This is a genomic window from Croceicoccus sediminis, from assembly GCF_007570835.1.
In the GTDB taxonomy this organism is placed as follows: Bacteria; Pseudomonadota; Alphaproteobacteria; order Sphingomonadales; family Sphingomonadaceae; genus Croceicoccus; species Croceicoccus sediminis.
This window is the reverse complement of record NZ_SUNC01000005.1, coordinates 77,692-93,609: the sequence shown is the minus strand read 5'-3', so window position 1 is coordinate 93,609 and position 15,918 is coordinate 77,692. Positions and strand designations below refer to the sequence as shown.

General features: G+C 63.6%; 18 protein-coding genes. 6 read left to right on the top strand and 12 right to left on the bottom strand.

Annotated features, from left to right (window positions below):
- Nucleotides 1-458: 458 nt before the first annotated feature.
- From FAX90_RS15420 to FAX90_RS15410, 3 genes are all read right to left on the bottom strand, one after another.
- Nucleotides 459-1,769, bottom strand: coding sequence for a hypothetical protein (locus FAX90_RS15420; protein ID WP_144098322.1), 1,311 nt, complete (start codon nucleotides 1,767-1,769; stop codon nucleotides 459-461).
- 63 nt (nucleotides 1,770-1,832) lie between these two features.
- The gene (locus FAX90_RS15415; RefSeq protein WP_144098321.1) at nucleotides 1,833-3,275 is read right to left on the bottom strand and encodes a hypothetical protein; all 1,443 of its coding nucleotides are present in this window, start codon (nucleotides 3,273-3,275) and stop codon (nucleotides 1,833-1,835) included.
- 3 nt (nucleotides 3,276-3,278) lie between these two features.
- Nucleotides 3,279-3,542 (bottom strand): spike base protein, RCAP_Rcc01079 family, encoded by a 264-nt coding sequence (locus FAX90_RS15410; protein WP_144098320.1) that lies wholly within the window; start codon nucleotides 3,540-3,542, stop codon nucleotides 3,279-3,281.
- Between the two features lie 57 nt (nucleotides 3,543-3,599).
- Between FAX90_RS15410 and FAX90_RS15405 the strand changes: the two genes are divergently transcribed.
- Nucleotides 3,600-4,802: a glycosyltransferase gene (locus FAX90_RS15405; RefSeq protein ID WP_338080299.1), complete on the top strand. Its 1,203-nt coding sequence runs from the start codon at nucleotides 3,600-3,602 to the stop codon at nucleotides 4,800-4,802.
- Here the strand turns inward: FAX90_RS15405 and FAX90_RS15400 are convergent.
- On the bottom strand, nucleotides 4,786-5,841 hold the full coding sequence (locus FAX90_RS15400) for a glycosyltransferase family 4 protein (RefSeq protein ID WP_170235008.1): 1,056 nt from the start codon (nucleotides 5,839-5,841) through the stop codon (nucleotides 4,786-4,788). The genes FAX90_RS15405 and FAX90_RS15400 overlap by 17 nt on opposite strands.
- A gap of 81 nt (nucleotides 5,842-5,922) precedes the next feature.
- Here FAX90_RS15400 and FAX90_RS15395 point away from each other — a divergent pair, with 81 nt between their 5' ends.
- The gene (locus FAX90_RS15395; RefSeq protein ID WP_144098318.1) at nucleotides 5,923-7,143 is read left to right on the top strand and encodes a lipopolysaccharide biosynthesis protein; all 1,221 of its coding nucleotides are present in this window, start codon (nucleotides 5,923-5,925) and stop codon (nucleotides 7,141-7,143) included.
- Here the strand turns inward: FAX90_RS15395 and FAX90_RS15390 are convergent.
- Nucleotides 7,140-7,424 (bottom strand): BolA family protein, encoded by a 285-nt coding sequence (locus tag FAX90_RS15390; RefSeq protein WP_144098317.1) that lies wholly within the window; start codon nucleotides 7,422-7,424, stop codon nucleotides 7,140-7,142. The two genes, FAX90_RS15395 and FAX90_RS15390, sit on opposite strands and share 4 nt — an antisense overlap.
- Before the next feature lie 59 nt (nucleotides 7,425-7,483).
- On the opposite strand from FAX90_RS15390, the gene FAX90_RS15385 reads away from it, so the two are divergent.
- Nucleotides 7,484-8,080, top strand: coding sequence for a J domain-containing protein (locus FAX90_RS15385; RefSeq protein WP_144098316.1), 597 nt, complete (start codon nucleotides 7,484-7,486; stop codon nucleotides 8,078-8,080).
- 3 nt (nucleotides 8,081-8,083) lie between these two features.
- Here the strand turns inward: FAX90_RS15385 and FAX90_RS15380 are convergent, their stop codons facing one another.
- From FAX90_RS15380 to FAX90_RS15365, 4 genes are all read right to left on the bottom strand, one after another.
- A complete protein-coding gene (locus FAX90_RS15380; protein ID WP_144098315.1) occupies nucleotides 8,084-8,560 on the bottom strand; it encodes a GFA family protein in 477 nt (158 codons plus the stop codon).
- Between the two features lie 106 nt (nucleotides 8,561-8,666).
- Nucleotides 8,667-9,314 (bottom strand): glutathione S-transferase family protein, encoded by a 648-nt coding sequence (locus FAX90_RS15375; RefSeq protein WP_144098314.1) that lies wholly within the window; start codon nucleotides 9,312-9,314, stop codon nucleotides 8,667-8,669.
- Nucleotides 9,315-9,393: 79 nt separating this feature from the next.
- Complete coding sequence (locus FAX90_RS15370) at nucleotides 9,394-10,173, bottom strand: VOC family protein (RefSeq protein ID WP_276612394.1); 780 nt, start codon at nucleotides 10,171-10,173, stop codon at nucleotides 9,394-9,396.
- Nucleotides 10,101-10,781: a glutathione S-transferase family protein gene (locus tag FAX90_RS15365; RefSeq protein ID WP_144098312.1), complete on the bottom strand. Its 681-nt coding sequence runs from the start codon at nucleotides 10,779-10,781 to the stop codon at nucleotides 10,101-10,103. Before FAX90_RS15365 ends, FAX90_RS15370 begins: the two co-directional genes overlap by 73 nt.
- Nucleotides 10,782-11,032: 251 nt before the next feature.
- On the opposite strand from FAX90_RS15365, the gene FAX90_RS15360 reads away from it, so the two are divergent.
- The 3 genes from FAX90_RS15360 to FAX90_RS15350 all read left to right on the top strand — a co-directional run bounded on the left by FAX90_RS15360 (nucleotide 11,033) and on the right by FAX90_RS15350 (nucleotide 13,047).
- Nucleotides 11,033-11,722, top strand: coding sequence for a winged helix-turn-helix transcriptional regulator (locus FAX90_RS15360; protein ID WP_240704942.1), 690 nt, complete (start codon nucleotides 11,033-11,035; stop codon nucleotides 11,720-11,722).
- 50 nt (nucleotides 11,723-11,772) lie between these two features.
- Nucleotides 11,773-12,750 carry a cobaltochelatase subunit CobS gene (cobS, locus tag FAX90_RS15355; protein ID WP_144098311.1) on the top strand — a complete coding sequence of 326 codons (978 nt, stop codon included), beginning with the start codon at nucleotides 11,773-11,775 and terminating at the stop codon, nucleotides 12,748-12,750.
- Nucleotides 12,751-12,840: 90 nt separating this feature from the next.
- On the top strand, nucleotides 12,841-13,047 hold the full coding sequence (locus tag FAX90_RS15350) for a dodecin (protein ID WP_144098310.1): 207 nt from the start codon (nucleotides 12,841-12,843) through the stop codon (nucleotides 13,045-13,047).
- Nucleotides 13,048-13,079: 32 nt separating this feature from the next.
- Here the strand turns inward: FAX90_RS15350 and FAX90_RS15345 are convergent, their stop codons facing one another.
- Genes FAX90_RS15345 through fmt form a run of 3 tightly spaced genes read right to left on the bottom strand, consistent with a single transcriptional unit; the run spans nucleotide 13,080 to nucleotide 15,878 of the window.
- Nucleotides 13,080-14,195: a zinc-binding dehydrogenase gene (locus FAX90_RS15345; protein WP_144098309.1), complete on the bottom strand. Its 1,116-nt coding sequence runs from the start codon at nucleotides 14,193-14,195 to the stop codon at nucleotides 13,080-13,082.
- A gap of 30 nt (nucleotides 14,196-14,225) precedes the next feature.
- Nucleotides 14,226-14,966: a tRNA pseudouridine(38-40) synthase TruA gene (gene truA, locus FAX90_RS15340; protein ID WP_144098308.1), complete on the bottom strand. Its 741-nt coding sequence runs from the start codon at nucleotides 14,964-14,966 to the stop codon at nucleotides 14,226-14,228.
- A gap of 6 nt (nucleotides 14,967-14,972) precedes the next feature.
- Complete coding sequence (gene fmt / locus FAX90_RS15335; RefSeq protein ID WP_144098307.1) at nucleotides 14,973-15,878, bottom strand: methionyl-tRNA formyltransferase; 906 nt, start codon at nucleotides 15,876-15,878, stop codon at nucleotides 14,973-14,975.
- Nucleotides 15,879-15,918 lie beyond the last annotated feature (40 nt).

Below are 15,918 nucleotides of genomic sequence, written 5' to 3'. Positions count from 1 at the left end.
CGGAGACGGCGGCAAGGGACGCAGGGCGAAGCAGGCTTTCGGTCATGGCTTCAAACGCCAGCGGGGTTGCACCTCACGCATAAAGGCGATCCGGGGCGCGGTGTTTCACCAAGGGTGGAGCCATAGATGTTGCGCGGCACGTAGGTTGGCATGGCGCGACTGTGCTGTGTCAGGTGCAATTGACGCAGATTTGGCTCGACCGCTCGACAGAAAGCTAGTCGTTTGACGGCGCAACTGACTGTCTGAGGGCAGCGCCTCTGCGCCGGTCCGAACGAAATTCATCGCGAACCCTTTCAGACTAGGCTGGCCGTGGAGATCATCGGGGCATGGTCCCGATCGTCGCCAATGAAAAGTTTGCAGGCGTCGCCGATTGAATCGGAAAGTGTTGCGGCCAAAGTGCCGTCATCCTGACGGAAGTTCGCGGTGTCGCCACTCTGTCCGCCGCATCCCCTAGTTCGCTAGTAAGCGAAACCTTGCGTTGCCGGATCGGGTTTGCAGGCCTTACCAAACCGCAGCAGGTGCATCCCGCTAGTAGCGTAACCGATCGTGAAAAGCGTGAAGGCGGGCGAAAACCCTTCGAGGAAAAAGGTATAGAGGTTGAGCGCCGCGATCAGGAGGAGCCGCGTGCGATCGCGCTCTCGCATCGCGGCCAGGATCATGCCAGCAAGCACCGGCATGAAGAACAACCCGAACATCGCGAAGCACAGGATATAGAAGTTGTCGACCGGCTGAAGCAGGCCGGCCCATTCGGAATAGCGAGCCGGGAAATTCAGGCATCCCAGTCCGCACCCCGTGAGCAGCGATACGGGCGATCGGTCGGACAAGAGCGCAAAGGGATACTGCCAGCTTTCCTCGACGCGTTGTTCGAAACTGGTGAGCGATGACGATATGTCCGCAAACGAAAATGCGGATGCCGATGCGACGAGGGCGAGGGGCAGGAAGACGAGGATGAAGGACCCGCACGCAAGGGCGCGGTGAACCTGAACCGGACGAAGCGAGGTCAGCATCCACGCCTGTGCCGCGATCCACGCCGTGGCCAGCATTGCGATCCCTGCCGCGGTGCGGCTTGTCGTGACGATGCAGGCGGCCACCACGCACAGGCCCAGCATGACGGAACTGGCGGGCGCGATCTTGCGGTGGACGAGCAGCCAGCTGAACAGCGCGACCGCAGCCGCCGCAGTCGATTCCCCGGCAAGGCCGCTGACGCGCGTGATCGCGCTGATGGACCAGACCTTGTCGATGGCCTTGGCGACACCGAACTGATCGACGGACATCCCCGACCAAGGAAAATCCATCAGGGAATCGAGAGCGATCCCCACGACCGTGGCAAGGCAGATGAAGACAAGACAACGCCGCACGGGCGGCAGGGCTGGAATGTCCGCCCCGGCAAGGCACCATCCGGCATAAAGCGGTACGATCATCTTGACCGCCGCGCCAAGGAAGGCCGGATCCGTATCCACGGTAAGGGCGGCGACAAAGACCGACAAGGGTAGGAGCGCGAGCGTGTAGAGCCCGAAAAAGGAGCCGCGTTGGACCGCGAAAGTCCAGGCAAATGCGGCCAGCGCGGCAAAGCCTGCCAGATCGAACGCGAACCATGCGAAAGGCACGTAGCCGATGTCGAAAAGCCAGCGCCAGACCACCGCGAACGCATCGCGTAAAAGATAGCATAGACCGGCAAAAAGCCCGATCGCCTGAACCCCGCCAAGCCGCGCCCGCCCAAAGTCGTGGATCGCGCCTGAAGCGGCGTTTCCGTTCGAATATAACCCCATGCACCGGGGGCTAACAGCCGGGATACTATGGGGCCAGATCGGGAATGATCCGGCCCCGATGCATTACCAAGGCTCCACGGTGCCGGTGCCTTGCGGATTGCTCCGCATCGGAGGCATCGCGCGCAGCCTGACGGCCGCCTGCGTATCGGCGAAGACCGGGGCCGTGGCAGGCGGCATGCTGATCACTGCGCGGTCAGCCCAGATCTGCGCGCTGTCGCCCGCCATGATCGCGGCCGGGGGCGTCGTGCCGCCTGATGCGCGGTCTCCCCTGTCGTCGGCGATGGCCGTTCCCGCCAGCCAGCACCGCGAAGTGCCGATGGTTCGCACGCTGCCACCGTTGCTGCGCCCGAACTCGCCCGCGAAATCGGCCAATATCGTATCGTCGTGGGCGGTCAGGCTGTTGCAGCTTTGCGCCGATCCGCGCCCGCACAGGATGGCGCGGCAGTTGGCCGTTATCATGTGGCCCCTTGCGCCGAAGTTGCCATTGTGACCGACCGAAAAGCCGTCCTTCACGTTGTTGCTGGCATCGCAGTCGGCGAACAGCGCCAGGCCGTGGAGATTGGAGATCAGCGCGCCGTTGGCCTCATAAGTGCTGCCCCCGCAATAGCCGAAGGTCGACCGTTCGACGACGACGGCCTTCATCGCGGCGGGCTTGGTGTCGGGCTGGTAATGGAATCCCGCACCGCCGCTACCGCCCTGGGTATCGAAGCCAGAGATCGAATCTTCGCCTCCGACGTAGACGCTGACCGGCGTGTCGAACCGCCAGGTGCCGCCCGCGGCGCGCAGGACGCGTGTGTTGGCGTCGGTCACGGCCTTCCCGTCGGCGCGATTGATGTAGATCCTGCCCGCTTCCAGCGTCCAGCTGTCCGCGATACGGTTGCAAGTCGCGGCATCGGACACGCGCAACAGGTCCGGGTGGAAACCGTCCGCGTCCAATCGCGCCCGGTCGATCACGCGGTCGACGTTGCCCAGCGCATAGCTGTGGCAGTTGGCATAAGTCGCGTCCTTCGCGGGCGATCCGAAATCGTCCCACGTGCCGACAATCACGCGGCCGCCTGTTGCGACGAAAGCGATGTCGACCGTCGGGCGCAGGTTCAGGAATTGCGACGGGTTGTGGGGCTTGCCGTATTCGCCGGCCTTTATGACGACCTTTGCAGGCAGGCCGCTGGCGTTCGCGGACGAGACAGCCTTCCAGATCGAGCGGAAGGGTGCAGCTTCGGTGCCCGCGCCGGCGTCGCTGCCATTGGGAGAGACGTGATAGGTGTTCGCCGGGGCCGAGCGGGCGGTCGAGAACAGGTCGAAAATCTCGGCCGGTGTATTGTCGAGCGTTGCGGTCACGCCTGCGCCGTGGCGGAAAAGAGAAGCCTGAGGTTCCCAGAGCGCGACCTGCCAGTTGTCCTGCCAGTCCTGCGGCGGGGTTGCGCTAGTGCCGGCAAGGTCCATCGGCACGCCGAGCGCAGCAAGGGCGGAGCGACTGACCCCGCCGATTGATCCACTATGGTGCATGGCTCAGGCCTCCGCGATGAGGTTGGCCGCAGTCGTGCCCGTCGCCCGCACGTGGCTGGCGCGCACGGCGATATAGCTGGCATCCGGCAGGTTCCGGTAAGTCACGTCCTCGGCGCCGTCGACGCCCCGCAACGTCACGTCACCACCGATCCCGACGTAAATCCCCTTGGGAACGCTGGGCAATTCGGCATTGTCGTTGGGGATGATCGTGAAAGGAGAGCGCGAGGGCGAAAACGCACTGTCCTGGAAGGATTCGAATCGATCCATGTTCATGCTCCGTTCTGTTGGAGCAATCCCAATATGCACAAGTGGGCCTGTAGGAAAATGGAAACCAGCCTGACGCTTGCCCCCCGCCGCGAACCGCTGGATTTCAGGCAGTCCGCTCTTGCCATGCAGGCGTCCGACGCAGAGTTGAGGGATCTGCGCCGCGCGGTGGCGGGCCGATTTCGCCGGGTTGCCATCATCTATCACTGGCTGGTGCAGATGCGCGGGGGAGAGCGCGTCCTGGAACGCATGCTCGACCTGTTTCCCGGCGCCGATATCTTCACCCACGTCTATCGCCCCGAAAAGGTCAGCGCCAAGATTCGGCTACACAAGGTGCGAACCACATTCATCAACCGGCTTCCCGGCGCGGCGACGCATTACCAGAAATACCTGCCGCTGATGCCCCGCGCGCTGGAGGAGCTGGACCTGCGCGGATACGATCTCGTGCTCTCGAACGAGACGGGGCCGACCAAGGGGGTGATTGCCGCGCCCGATGCGCTGCATGCCTGTTACACCCATTCGCCGATGCGGTATCTGTGGGATCACTATCCCGATTACCGTGCCTCGGCCGGGCGTCTGTCGCAGCTTGCCATGTCGGCGACTTTTCCGGCCCTGCGCCGATGGGACGTGACCAGCGCGGCGCGCGTCGATCGCTTCATGGCCAATTCGCGCTTCGTGCAGAAACGGATCGAGAAATACTGGCGCAGGTCGTCTGACGTCGTTCATCCGCCCGTTGCGGTCGATGACTTCGCCCCATCCGGAACGGTGGAGGAACGCTATCTCTGGGTCTCGCAGATGACCCGCTACAAACGGCCCGACATCGCGGTCGACGCGTTCAACCGCACGGGCCGCCCGCTCTTGATGGTGGGCGACGGCGACCTGTTCGAGGAGATGTCCCGGCGGGCCGGTCCGAACATCACGCTGGTCCGGCGAATGGATTTTCCCGCGCTTTGCCGCGCCTATGCGCAGGCGAAGGCGCTGATCTTCACGGCAGAGGAGGATTTCGGCATCGTCCCGGTAGAGGCGATGGCTTCGGGGCGTCCGGTTCTGGCGTTGGGCAAGGGCGGTGCGCTGGACACCGTCGCCCCGGACGTGACCGGGCTGTTCTTTGCAGAGCAGAGCGCCAATTCGCTGGAGGGCGGACTGGCCGAGTTGGAGCGTTGGCTCCCGCATTTCGACCCGGCAGCTGCCATCGCCCATGCGCGCAAGTTTGCGCCGGAAATATTCGACCGACGTTTCTGCGAGATTATCCTCGATGTCTGATCGCGCTGTCGATCAGGTCGGAAAGCTTGCGTGCGGAAGTGTCCCACGAAAACTGCGCGGCGCGCTTGCGCCCCCTGTCTGCAAGGTCGGCGCGAAGCTCCGCATTGGCGCACAGTTTCTGCATCGCGGCCCCCATCTCGCCCGCATCGCGCGGATCGACCAGCATGGCGGCATCGGCGCAGACTTCGGGAAGGGCGGCGGCATCGGCGGCGATGACCGAGGTGCCCAGGGCCATTGCCTCGATCGCAGGAATTCCGAACCCTTCGAGCAGGGATGGCATCAAGAAGCCTTTCGCCTCTTCCATCACGGTGCGCAGCGCCCCATCCGAAATGCGCGGCAGGCGGTGAACGCGCGGATGGCTGGAGAGGGTCGATCCAGCGAAAATGCGCGCGTCGCCTCCGCCGACGATGACCAGATCGAATTCGGGATCGTCCAGAGCGGCATAGGCGGCCAGCGCGGTGGCAAAGTTCTTGTTCGGGTTCGCGCTGCCGACACACAGGACATAGGGACGATCTGCAAGGCCGAGCGTTCTTGGCGCCCCCGGATCGGGCGCGGTCGAAAGGATGTGATCGGCGGCATTGGGAATGACCGCGATCCGGCTCTCCTCGACGTCGAAAGCTTTTGCGATCTGGCGCGCGGACCAGTGCGACACCGTGCAGATCGCCGCGCGTTTCATCAGCACCGACTGGATCGCGCGATATGCGATGCGGAACCGGCGCGAATAGGCATCGGGGCCAAGCAGGTAATTCACGTCGTGGATCATCACGATCTGGCGCGAGAGCGTGACCGGACCGGTCCCGCCCAGACCGACCAGCAAGTCCGAACGCCCGACGCGACGGGGAAGCGTCGCCTGTTCCCAGGCATGGCCCGAAAGGCCCGGCACGACCGTCACGGGCAGGTCGTATTCCGGTGCGGGCGGGGCAGCGGCCAAGGCCACGACATCGCTGCGCATGGAGATCAGGCGGCGGCCCAGTTCGTGGGCGGCGCGTTGCACGCCGGTCATCGGCTGACCGGTGAAGCGCGCGTTCAGACAGATCAAGAAGCCCTCGCCATCAGTTCCCCCGCAAGGCTGGAAAGCCATGCCTAATCAGTCGTTTCCCCGCGATCAAGCGAACCGGCCATGTGGTTGACCGGAAGCGCGATCGCCGCGATCCGCGTGGCGACACTGGCCATGCGCTTTGCCCTGACGATTTACGTGACGGCGGTGCTGGGGCTGGCGGAAATGGGGCGGCTGGGCCTTGTGCAGGGGCTGACCGCGCTGGTCCCCTCGGTGGTTGGCATGGGTCTGAACTTCCACATGTGCCGCGACTTGGTCGGCCGCGATCCGGCCGATCGGATCGCCATCGTGCGCGACCGGATGGCTTTCACTGCGCGCCTGATGGGAATCGTGGCGGTTCCCGGCGTGATCGGTGTGTGGATTTTCGATGCGGTGCCCGGCACCGCGGCGATACTGATCACCGCGATTCTTGTGGCCGAAGTGTGGGCAATGGATGCCTACATCGCTCTTACGGGCATGAGAATGAACGTCATCGCCAACTGGGGGGTCCTGCTGCGCACTGCGGCGTGGGTGCCGGCGGTGATTGTCTGCGGTCTGGCGGACAGCGGGTTGAGGACGCTCGATTTCGTTTATGCTGGCTGGTTGTTGGGCCATGCCGCCAACTTCGCCATGATGGCCGGCATGCTCCACGCGCGCGGCCTGTGGCACCGGTGGCGGGAGGATGATCCCACCGGCTGGGTCGGCACAGCCATGCCGGGTGCAATGCGGATATGGCCCAGCGACATTGCCTTGGCGCTCATTACTTACGGCGACAGGTTCATCCTGTCGGCCGTGGTAGGGGACAGGATGCTGGGCGTTTACGTCTTTTTCTGGACCTTCGCGAACATGATCCGCACGCTACTGCAATCCGCCATCGTGACGCCCGCGTTGCCCCGCCTGATCGATCTTTATCGCAAGGATCGTGGCGGCTGGCAGAATACGGTGCGGCGGCTGGGTGCGGTGATCTGTGTCGCGGCGATTGCCGTGTCGGTCATGGCGCTGGCGATGATCTGGATCGGGCACCGATATGTGCCGCAAAGCAACTTTCCCTGGCAGGCGGGGCTCGCTTTCCTGATCTTCTCGGCTGTGCTGGCCGGTTATTTCGGCGACTACCTGTCGACGGTGCTGAACAGCGCGGGTGCCGTCACTGCCTATGCCGGGCTCAACATCGCCTTTGCGGTCTGTATGATCATCGCCATTGCGTCCGGCGCGCTACTAGGCGGGGTTGTCGGTGCCACGCTTGGCAGCCTTTCGACCGCGCTGTTGTTTGCCGGGTTGAAGATCGCAGCAATCCGCCGGGTCTAGGCCTCGCCCGGCGCGCGGGCCTTGATGGCAAGGGCGTGCACGCGCTGACCGGGCAGGTCGCCCAGCGCGCCGTTCACCATGCGCTGACGCTGAAGTCGGGACACACCGGCAAAGGCATCGGAAACGATCGTCACGGTGAAGTGCGATTCGCCCGATCCGTCGTCGCCCGAATGGCCGCTGTGCATGGCGCTATCGTTGCTGACGATCAGTTCGCGAGGTGAAAATTCGGCTTCTAGCCGCTGGCGAATCTCGGTTTCGACGGGTCCGGGTGTGCTGGTCATGCGCCGGATATAGGGCACGGGGGTTCCATTTGAAGCATAAAGCCATCATCTGGGGGCGAATGCGTCACGACAGGTTTCACGGAAGGTTCGATAACGAAGGGCGGCAGTGCGAGGCCCCCGGCTGCTGCGAAGCGGGAGAATTCCGCGCGCCCGGATCGCGCGGGTCCAGCTTCGACGGCCCCGGCGATTGGCGCTGGTTCTGCCTTGACCACGTTCGCGCCTTCAACGCGGGCTACGATTTTTTCGAAGGGATGAGCGCGGACGAGATCCTCGACGCGCAGTCGCCGGTATTCGGCTGGCGCCAGACGGCGAACGTCTATTCCGGCATGGGAGGCGACGGTCCGCGCTGGGCCGATTTCGACGATCCGCTGAACGCGATTTCGGCGCGGGCGAAAAATATCCGCGGCGAACGCGAACGCCAGTGGCAGCAGGAATCGGAGGCGCGGCAGCGCGGCCTGCAACCGGGTGACCGGCGCGCGCTGGACGAACTGGGCCTGGGGTACGAGGCGGACCGCCGCGCATTACGGCGTCGCTATTCCGAACTGGTGCGCCGCTATCACCCTGATCGCAACGGCGGCGACCGGTCGAACGAGGAACGGTTGCGGCGCGTCGTCGATGCCTATCAGCACTTGCGCAAGGCGCAACGCTTCGCCTGATGCTCAGATGCCGCGCATCGCCCGATAACGGGCCGCGCGTTCGGTGCCGAACAGATCGTCGTATTGCTTCTGGCTGTAGTAGACCTCAAACGCGGGAGGATCGCCGGTTAGCGTAACCCACGGTTGCTTGCTGCGGGTGAAGATGTGCAGGTCGGGCGGGAAAGCGTCGGGATCGTCGAGGGTTCCGATCCGCACGAAACCGGCCTTTTCGCCCATGCCGCCATAATGGCTCCACATCGCGACGCGGCAGGCGGGGCAGCGGAAGACCGATTGACCCTTGCCGCTCTCCGACGGGGTTTCCACCCGCTCCGGCTCGCCCGCGGTGACGGTGATCGCGTCCGCCTCGACCAAACCGTTCAGCGCAAAGGCCGAACCCGTTTCCCGCTGGCAGGACCGGCAGTGGCAACAGTGAACCGCAAAGGGCGCGTCACCCAGCCGGTAGCGGACTTGCCCGCAAGTGCATCCGCCTTCGTATCCCATGGCCCCGTTCCTTCCGTCTCAACTTTCGCACAAGGCGGCAAACTGGTCTGCAACCGCGCCCATCCTTGCTCGAAATCCATTTCCTTATGCTGCTTCTTCGTCAAACCTAGTCCCTGTCCGGTGCGCCCAGCGGGAAAAGAGGACGGTATGGATAGGCCGCATCGATGCAAGAACGGACCTCTGGCATCGCGTTCAACCGTGCGCGAAGTGCCTTGAGATCAGGGCAATCGGGTCCGATCTCTTCCACCCAGTCGGCATAGAACAGGGCTGGCGCCGCCGCGCAGTCGGCCATGGTCAAAGGATCGCGGCCCAGCGCATCGGCCTTGGGTTCAAGCCAGGCATAAACGCGGCGAAGCTGTTCGCGAACTTCGTCCTGCCGCGCGGTATCGGGCGCGTCGGGCGCGCGAAGCTGTTCGAGGACTGCCACGTTCATCACGTTCAGCACGTAGTTGTCGAAAACGCGGTCGAGGTTGCGGACTTCCAGCTGCCGATCTTCGGGGATCAGGTGGGCCGCATCGGGCCGCGTCGCGACAAGGTACTCGATGATTGATGTCGCCTCGAACAGGATCTTGCCGTCCGCATCTTCCAGCACGGGAAATTTCGCGAAAGGGCCGCCGTGTTCGGCAATGAAGGCGGTATTGTCGGGATGGCCGGGGTCGACCTGCCGCAGCTTGTATTCGATCCCGCAGGAATGAAGGGCGATTTCCGCCTTCCAGGTGTAGGACGAGAACGGATGTCCATAGAGCGAAATCATGCCTTCTTGTCTCCTCGATATTCCCGGTGCCGATGCATTGTTCTGGTCATCGCCCCGCTCGGCAGAGGTGATGATTTCGTCAGCCTTTTTTCGGTGCGACCAGGCCGAATGTAACGCCATCGGGATCGCTGGCGACAAGAATCGTCTCGTCGCCGGGAACATCGTGCGGACCCATCAGGGATTTGCCGCCATTCGCATCAACCGCAGCCTTTGCCGCCTCGATGTCGGGCACGCGGAAATAGAACTTCCAGCCGGCGGGCCATTCGTGCGACGCGGCCATCGCGGCACCGATGCGCAAATCGCCAAGATCGAGGAAACAATAGTCGCCAGCATCGCCGGGCATCGTCATGCGTTCCGTGACCGAAATGCCGAGCAACTCGCCGTAGAATGAAAGCGCCGCGTCGAGGTCGGGCGTGGTCAACTCGTTCCAGCCGCACTGGCCATAGGCGGCGGAGGAAGTGTCATAGACCTGGCTGCGTTCGGGCGAATTGCCGCGCATCAGGTAGAAGGGGACACCCTGCGGATCGGCGATGAAGGCCAGGCGCCCTATATCGCCAAGGTCGTGCGCTTCCATCAGCACGCTGCCGCCAAGTTCGACAGCCCTGGCAACGGCGGCATCGACGTCGTCGACCGTGAAATAGATCGCCCAAAGCGGCCTTGCGCCGCCTTCCTGCATTTTATCGCGCCAAGGTCCATCAACTGCTTGTCGAACGACCGGGCGAGGGCGAGGTAATCGCCTTACTTTTCGGCAGGTGCGGGTATGAGGAAACCCTGGATGTACATGGCTCAGGCGCGTTCCTTCTGCGGGGCAAAACTGTCGTCGAAATCGTTCAACTGTGCATTGAGCGCCGCCTGCCACGCGGGGCGGGCGAGGGCGCGTTCGAGATAGTCGGCAAGGACGGGTCGCGACGAGACCATGCCGTTGTTGTCGGCCTCACGCAGGGTGGTCGCCATGGCGATGTCCGCGATCGAGAATTCGCCCGCCAGCCATTCGCGCCCTGCCATGCCCGCAGCCAGCCTGTCGAACCGCTGGCTGGCGGTTTCCTCGAGTGAGGGCTTGCGCAGCTTCGCCCATTCCTCACCGGCGGAAAATCCGTTGACGGCGGAAAGCTGGAACACGATCGGTTCGATCGAATTGAACGCGGCGAAAAGCCACGCCAGCGCATCGGCGCGGGTCTGACCGTCGGCGGGCAGCAGGGCCGAGTGCTTTTCGGCAAGGTGCAGCAGGATCGCGCCGCTTTCAAACAGGCCGACATCGCCGTCCTGAACGTAAGGCACCTGCCCGAAAGGCTGTTCGCCGAAATACCATTCGGGCCGCTTCATCGCGCTGATCAGGCGGACCGAATAGTCAATGCCAGCCTCTTCGCAGAACCAGCGCGGGCGCAAGTCGCGGACAAATCCGCGAGCGAATTCCGGCACCCAGCCATAGGCCGTGATGACGAGGCTGCTGTCAGGCACTTGCGGCATGATCTTGTTCTCCCGTTCTGTAATTATTCCGCGACTTCGGCGGGCGGTCCTCGCTCGGCGACCGGCAGGTTCACGAAAATCATCTTCGTCATCGCACTCTCCGGCGGTTAGCGGCCGCGTTTTCGGCCCTGTCGGCTCTGTGCCAGCTCCCCGCCGACGACTCGCCTTTTCCCAGCGCTTGCCAAGCGTGAGCGAGGTGGTTACAAAAAGCAACTACGGACATTACAAAAGTTACCAGACGGTATTTGGGCGTGACGAACCGAGCAAAACACGGACGCTGGTATGAAGATGCCTGCGGTGCAGCCTTCGCGATGGAAATCATCGGGGAGCGTTGGTCGCTGCTCGTCATGCGAGAGCTGATGCTGGGTGCTTTGCGTTTTTCGCAAATCCGCGCAAACCTGCCGGGGATCAGCGCCAAGGTCCTGACCGAGCGGCTGGAAAAGCTTGAAATAGCGGGGGTTCTGGTCCGCCGGATGCTACCGCCGCCGGCTTCGGTCCAGGTCTACGAGCTGACCGAATGGGGGTACGAGGCCGAATTCGTGATGCAGGCGCTGGGCCGTTGGTCGGTGCGTTCGCGCAAGCACGATCCGACACTGCCGCTGACGCCGGTTTCGGCGATGCTGTCACTGCGCACGATGATCCATCCCGGCCGTGCAGAGGAGATGGAAATGACCGTCGCCTTCCGCTTTTCGACCGACGCATTCGTCGCGAAACTGGCGGGGGGCGAGTTGGAAATCGAGCGTGCTCACGATATCCGCCAGACCGATCTTTCGTTCGAGGCGGCATCGCCCAACGCGATCCTGCCCTATATTTATGGCAAGCGCCCCCTGGCCGAAGTGGAGGCGGAAACCGGGCTGGTGGTGAAGGGCGACAGGGCCCTGGCAGACAGGTTTGCAGCCCTGTTTGCCCTTCCTGAAAAGTTTGATCTGCCCGCAACCTGACATTCAAGCCTGTTGCAGTGCGGCGCGCGGAACGTTACCGCCCGCAAGCGATGAACGACATGACCAACAGCCACCAGACCGCCCTTGCCGCACCCGACATCGAAGTCGACGTCCGAGAGACGTTCGGCATCGATATCGACATGAAGGTCCCGGCCTTTTCCAAGGCCGACGACCGGGTGCCCGATAGCGACGAATCGTATGTTTTCGACCCGGACACGACACTGGCGATCCTTGCAGGCTTTGCCCACAACCGCCGCGTGATGGTCCAGGGCTATCACGGCACGGGCAAATCGACTCACATCGAACAGGTCGCGGCGCGACTCAACTGGCCTTGCGTGCGAATCAACCTCGATGCGCATATCAGCCGTATCGACCTTGTCGGACGCGATGCGATCGTCCTGCGGGACGGGCTTCAGGTCACCGAATTCCGCGAAGGCCTGCTGCCCTGGGCGCTGCAGACGCCGACCGCGCTGGTGTTCGACGAATACGATGCTGGCCGCCCCGACGTGATGTTCGTGATCCAGCGCGTTCTGGAAACCGCGGGCAAGCTGACCCTGCTGGACCAGAACCGCGTCATTCGCCCGAACCCCTATTTCCGCCTGTTCGCGACGGCCAACACCGTCGGGCTTGGCGATACGAGCGGGCTTTATCACGGTACGCAGGCGATCAACCAGGGCCAGATGGACCGCTGGAACATCGTCGTCGGCCTGAACTATCTGCCTGAGGCGACCGAGGTGCAGATCGTCAAGGCCAAGGTCCCCGAAATGGACGAGGAGACGATCACCAAGATGGTCCGCACGGCGGACCTGTCGCGGCAGGGCTTCATCAACGGTGATATTTCCACGGTGATGAGCCCGCGCACGGTGATCAGCTGGGCGCAGAACACGCAGATCCTGGGCGACCTGGGCTTTGCCTTCCGCCTCTCGTTCCTCAACAAGTGCGACGAGACCGAACGGATGCTGGTGGCCGAATACTATCAGCGCGTCTTCGGCAAGGACTTGCCCGAAAGCGTCGTTTCCAAGGCCTGACGGTTTTGGGGCTTGACGGTTCCGGGGCCTGACTATCTAGCCGGATTGCGCTAACCTCCTGCTCCAAGCCGGTAACAGGAGGATGCGCTAATGGACCATGTCTTCAAGCTGAGCGAGATCGTCGGCACTTCGCACGAAGGCAGCGACGCGGCGATCAAGGCCGCCCTGAAGCGTGCACAGGCCACGATACGCGGCGTGAAATGGTACGAAGTGGTCAGCCAGCGTGGTTATATCGAAGACGACGGCACGGTTCAGCATCAGGTCGTGATCAAGGTCGGCTTTGCGCTGGACGACTGATTTCCGTGATCCGGGCGACGCTGGCCGCAGGTTTACGCCTGCGGCAGCACCAGGAACTTCTCGCCCGTTTTCCGCGCGTTGTAGGTCATGACCGCATCGCGGTCGAGCATTCCGGCCAGCGATACTCTGTCCGAATAGTGGCTGGCGAATGTCGTCGTAAGCCCGCTCATCACGCGCGCATACATGCGCTCTTTCACTTCGGCGGATACCGTCTGGAGGAAGTTGAAGAGCAGCCACCCGCTGACGCTCCAGCTGATGCCGAAAGAGCGGTCCATCACGATCGGCCCGGTGTCGAGCCGCCCGTAGACATAGCCGCGCTTCATCCTGCTCGATCCGTAGCGTGAAAATCTCTCGTCTCGCGAGGCCACCTGCTCCATCGCGTTGAGGATACGGCCCATCTGCGTGCCACCGCCAATCGGGTCGAAGGCGGTGAAGGCCTGAGTCGCGGCGATGGCATCGACGAGTGCGGCATCGTAACCATCCTCCGCCATGTTCAGCGCATGCACTGCGCCGATGTCGCGCAACAGCTGCACTTGCGCATCGCTGCGCACGACGTTCACGATGCCGATCCCGTCCTCAAGGCAGATGCGCAACAGCATCTGGCCAAGGTTGGAGGCGGCGGCGGTATGGACCAGCGCCTTGCCCCCGTCGCGCTTCATCGTTTCGACAAAGCCCAGAGCGGTCAGCGGATTGACGAATGCCGCCGCGCCCTGTTCCGCCGAAACGTCGTCGGGCAGAGGCATGCAGGTCGCCGCGTCGGCAATGCGATAGCGGGCAAATGCCCCGCCCGGCAGGCAGGCGACTCGCTTGCCCATCAGCGCCTGCGCCACAGGATCGCTGCCGGCTTCGACCACGCGGCCTGCGCCTTCGTTGCCCACCGGCATGGCATCGCCGTGGCGTTTGCGTAAAGAGGCCGTCATCGCAGGGGACATCGGGGCGACGATGCGGCGGTCCGAAAACTCGGCATTTTCAAGGTCGGCGGACCCGAACAGCAGGCCGAGGTCCGACGGATTGATCGGCGCGGCCTCCATCTCGACCAGCACTTCGTTTGGCCCCGGCGGCGTGACGGGCGTCTCGACAAGTTCGACGACCAGTTTGCCATCGGCCTGTGCTGTCGAAACGATCATCTCGTTGGTGCGGGTCGTCATGGCCGGTCCTATCCTGTCAGGTATGCGGTTTTATTCGTACTTCGCCTCCACGAAGTAGAGGCCGTCGGGCGGCGCGTTGAGGCCAAGGGCCTGCCTGTCGCGTGCTTCAAGAGCGCGCCGCACCTCATCCGGTTCCCAGCGGCCCAGTCCGACGAGCACGAGGCAGCCCACCATCGAGCGAACCTGATGGTGCAGGAAACTGCGCGCGGCGGCATGGATGCGGATTTCCTCGCCTTCGCGTTCAACGTCCAGCTGGTCGAGCGTCTTGAGCGGGCTCTGCGCCTGGCAATGCACCGAACGGAACGTCGTGAAGTCATGTTGGCCGACAAGATGCTGCGCGCCTTCGTGCATGGCCGCGTGATCCAGCGGCTTGGCCACTTGCCACGCCTTGCCCCGGTCCACCGTCAGCGGCGCGCGGCGGTTCACGATGCGATAGACGTAGGACCGCCCGATGCACGAAAACCGCGCGTGCCAGTCATCCGGCACCACGCGGCAATCGGTGACGGCGATGGGTTCTGGCCTCAGCTTGGCATTGACTCCCTCCATCAGGCGGAAGGCGTCGATGTCCTTTTCCACGTCGACATGGGCCCGCATGGCCAGCGCATGGACGCCCGTGTCGGTGCGCCCGGCGGCATGTATCCGCGCATCCTCGCCCGTGATGGCGGCGACGGCTTCCTCGACGCTTTGCTGCACCGAAGGGCCATGCGCCTGTCGTTGCAAACCCATGTAGGGCGCGCCGTCGAATTCAATGGTGAAGGCAAAGCGGGTCATGGCGGATCAGCGAATCTCGGTAGCCGCCGGAATCGGATAGCCGCGCAGCATCGCCTCGGTCTCCATCGCCGGCTTGCCTGCGCGCTGAACCCGCGTGGGCCGGATCGCGCCATAGCCGCAGGCGATTGTCAGGTCATCGTCCAGTACCGTCGCGGTCGCGCCTTCACGCCCGATCACGTCGGCTTCCAGCACGCGAATGCGTTCGCCGCGGAGTTCGAAGAAGGCACCGGGGCGCGGTGCGAAGGCGCGGACCTGCCGTTCGATGTGTTCGGCACCTTTCGAAAAATCGATCCGGGCCTCGGCCTTGTCGATCTTGTGCGCGTAAGTGACGCCTTCGATGGGCTGCACTTCTGCGCGGACATGGGGCAGGCGCGACAACACCTCGACCATCGCTTCCGCGCCCATGGCGGCGATCTCGTCGGTTAGTTCTCCGGCCGTTTTCTCATCGATCCGCGTCGTGCGTTTCAACAGCATGGGCCCGGTATCGAGCCCCTTTTCCATCTGCATGATCGTCACGCCCGTCGTCGCATCGCCAGCGAGGATCGCACGCTGCACCGGCGCGGCCCCGCGCCAGCGCGGCAGGATCGAGCCGTGGACATTGAGGCAACCTAACTTCGGCGCCTCAAGCACGGCGACCGGCAGCAGCAGTCCATAGGCCGCGACGACCGCGACATCGGCGTTCAGCGCGGCGAAGGCGTCCTTCTCTTCCTGCGGCTTCAGCGATACGGGCGTGCGAACTTCGACCCCCATTTCTTCCGCCGCCAAGTGCACGGGCGAAGGCTGCAGCTTCTTGCCGCGACCGGCGGGGCGGGGCGGCTGGGAATAGGCGGCGACGACTTCGTGCCCGGCAGCTCGAATCGCTTTCAGCGTCGGAACCGCGAAGTCGGGAGTGCCCATGAAAATGACGCGCATGTTGAATGTCCTCTGGCCGGACTTCCCGCCCTGCGCCGCA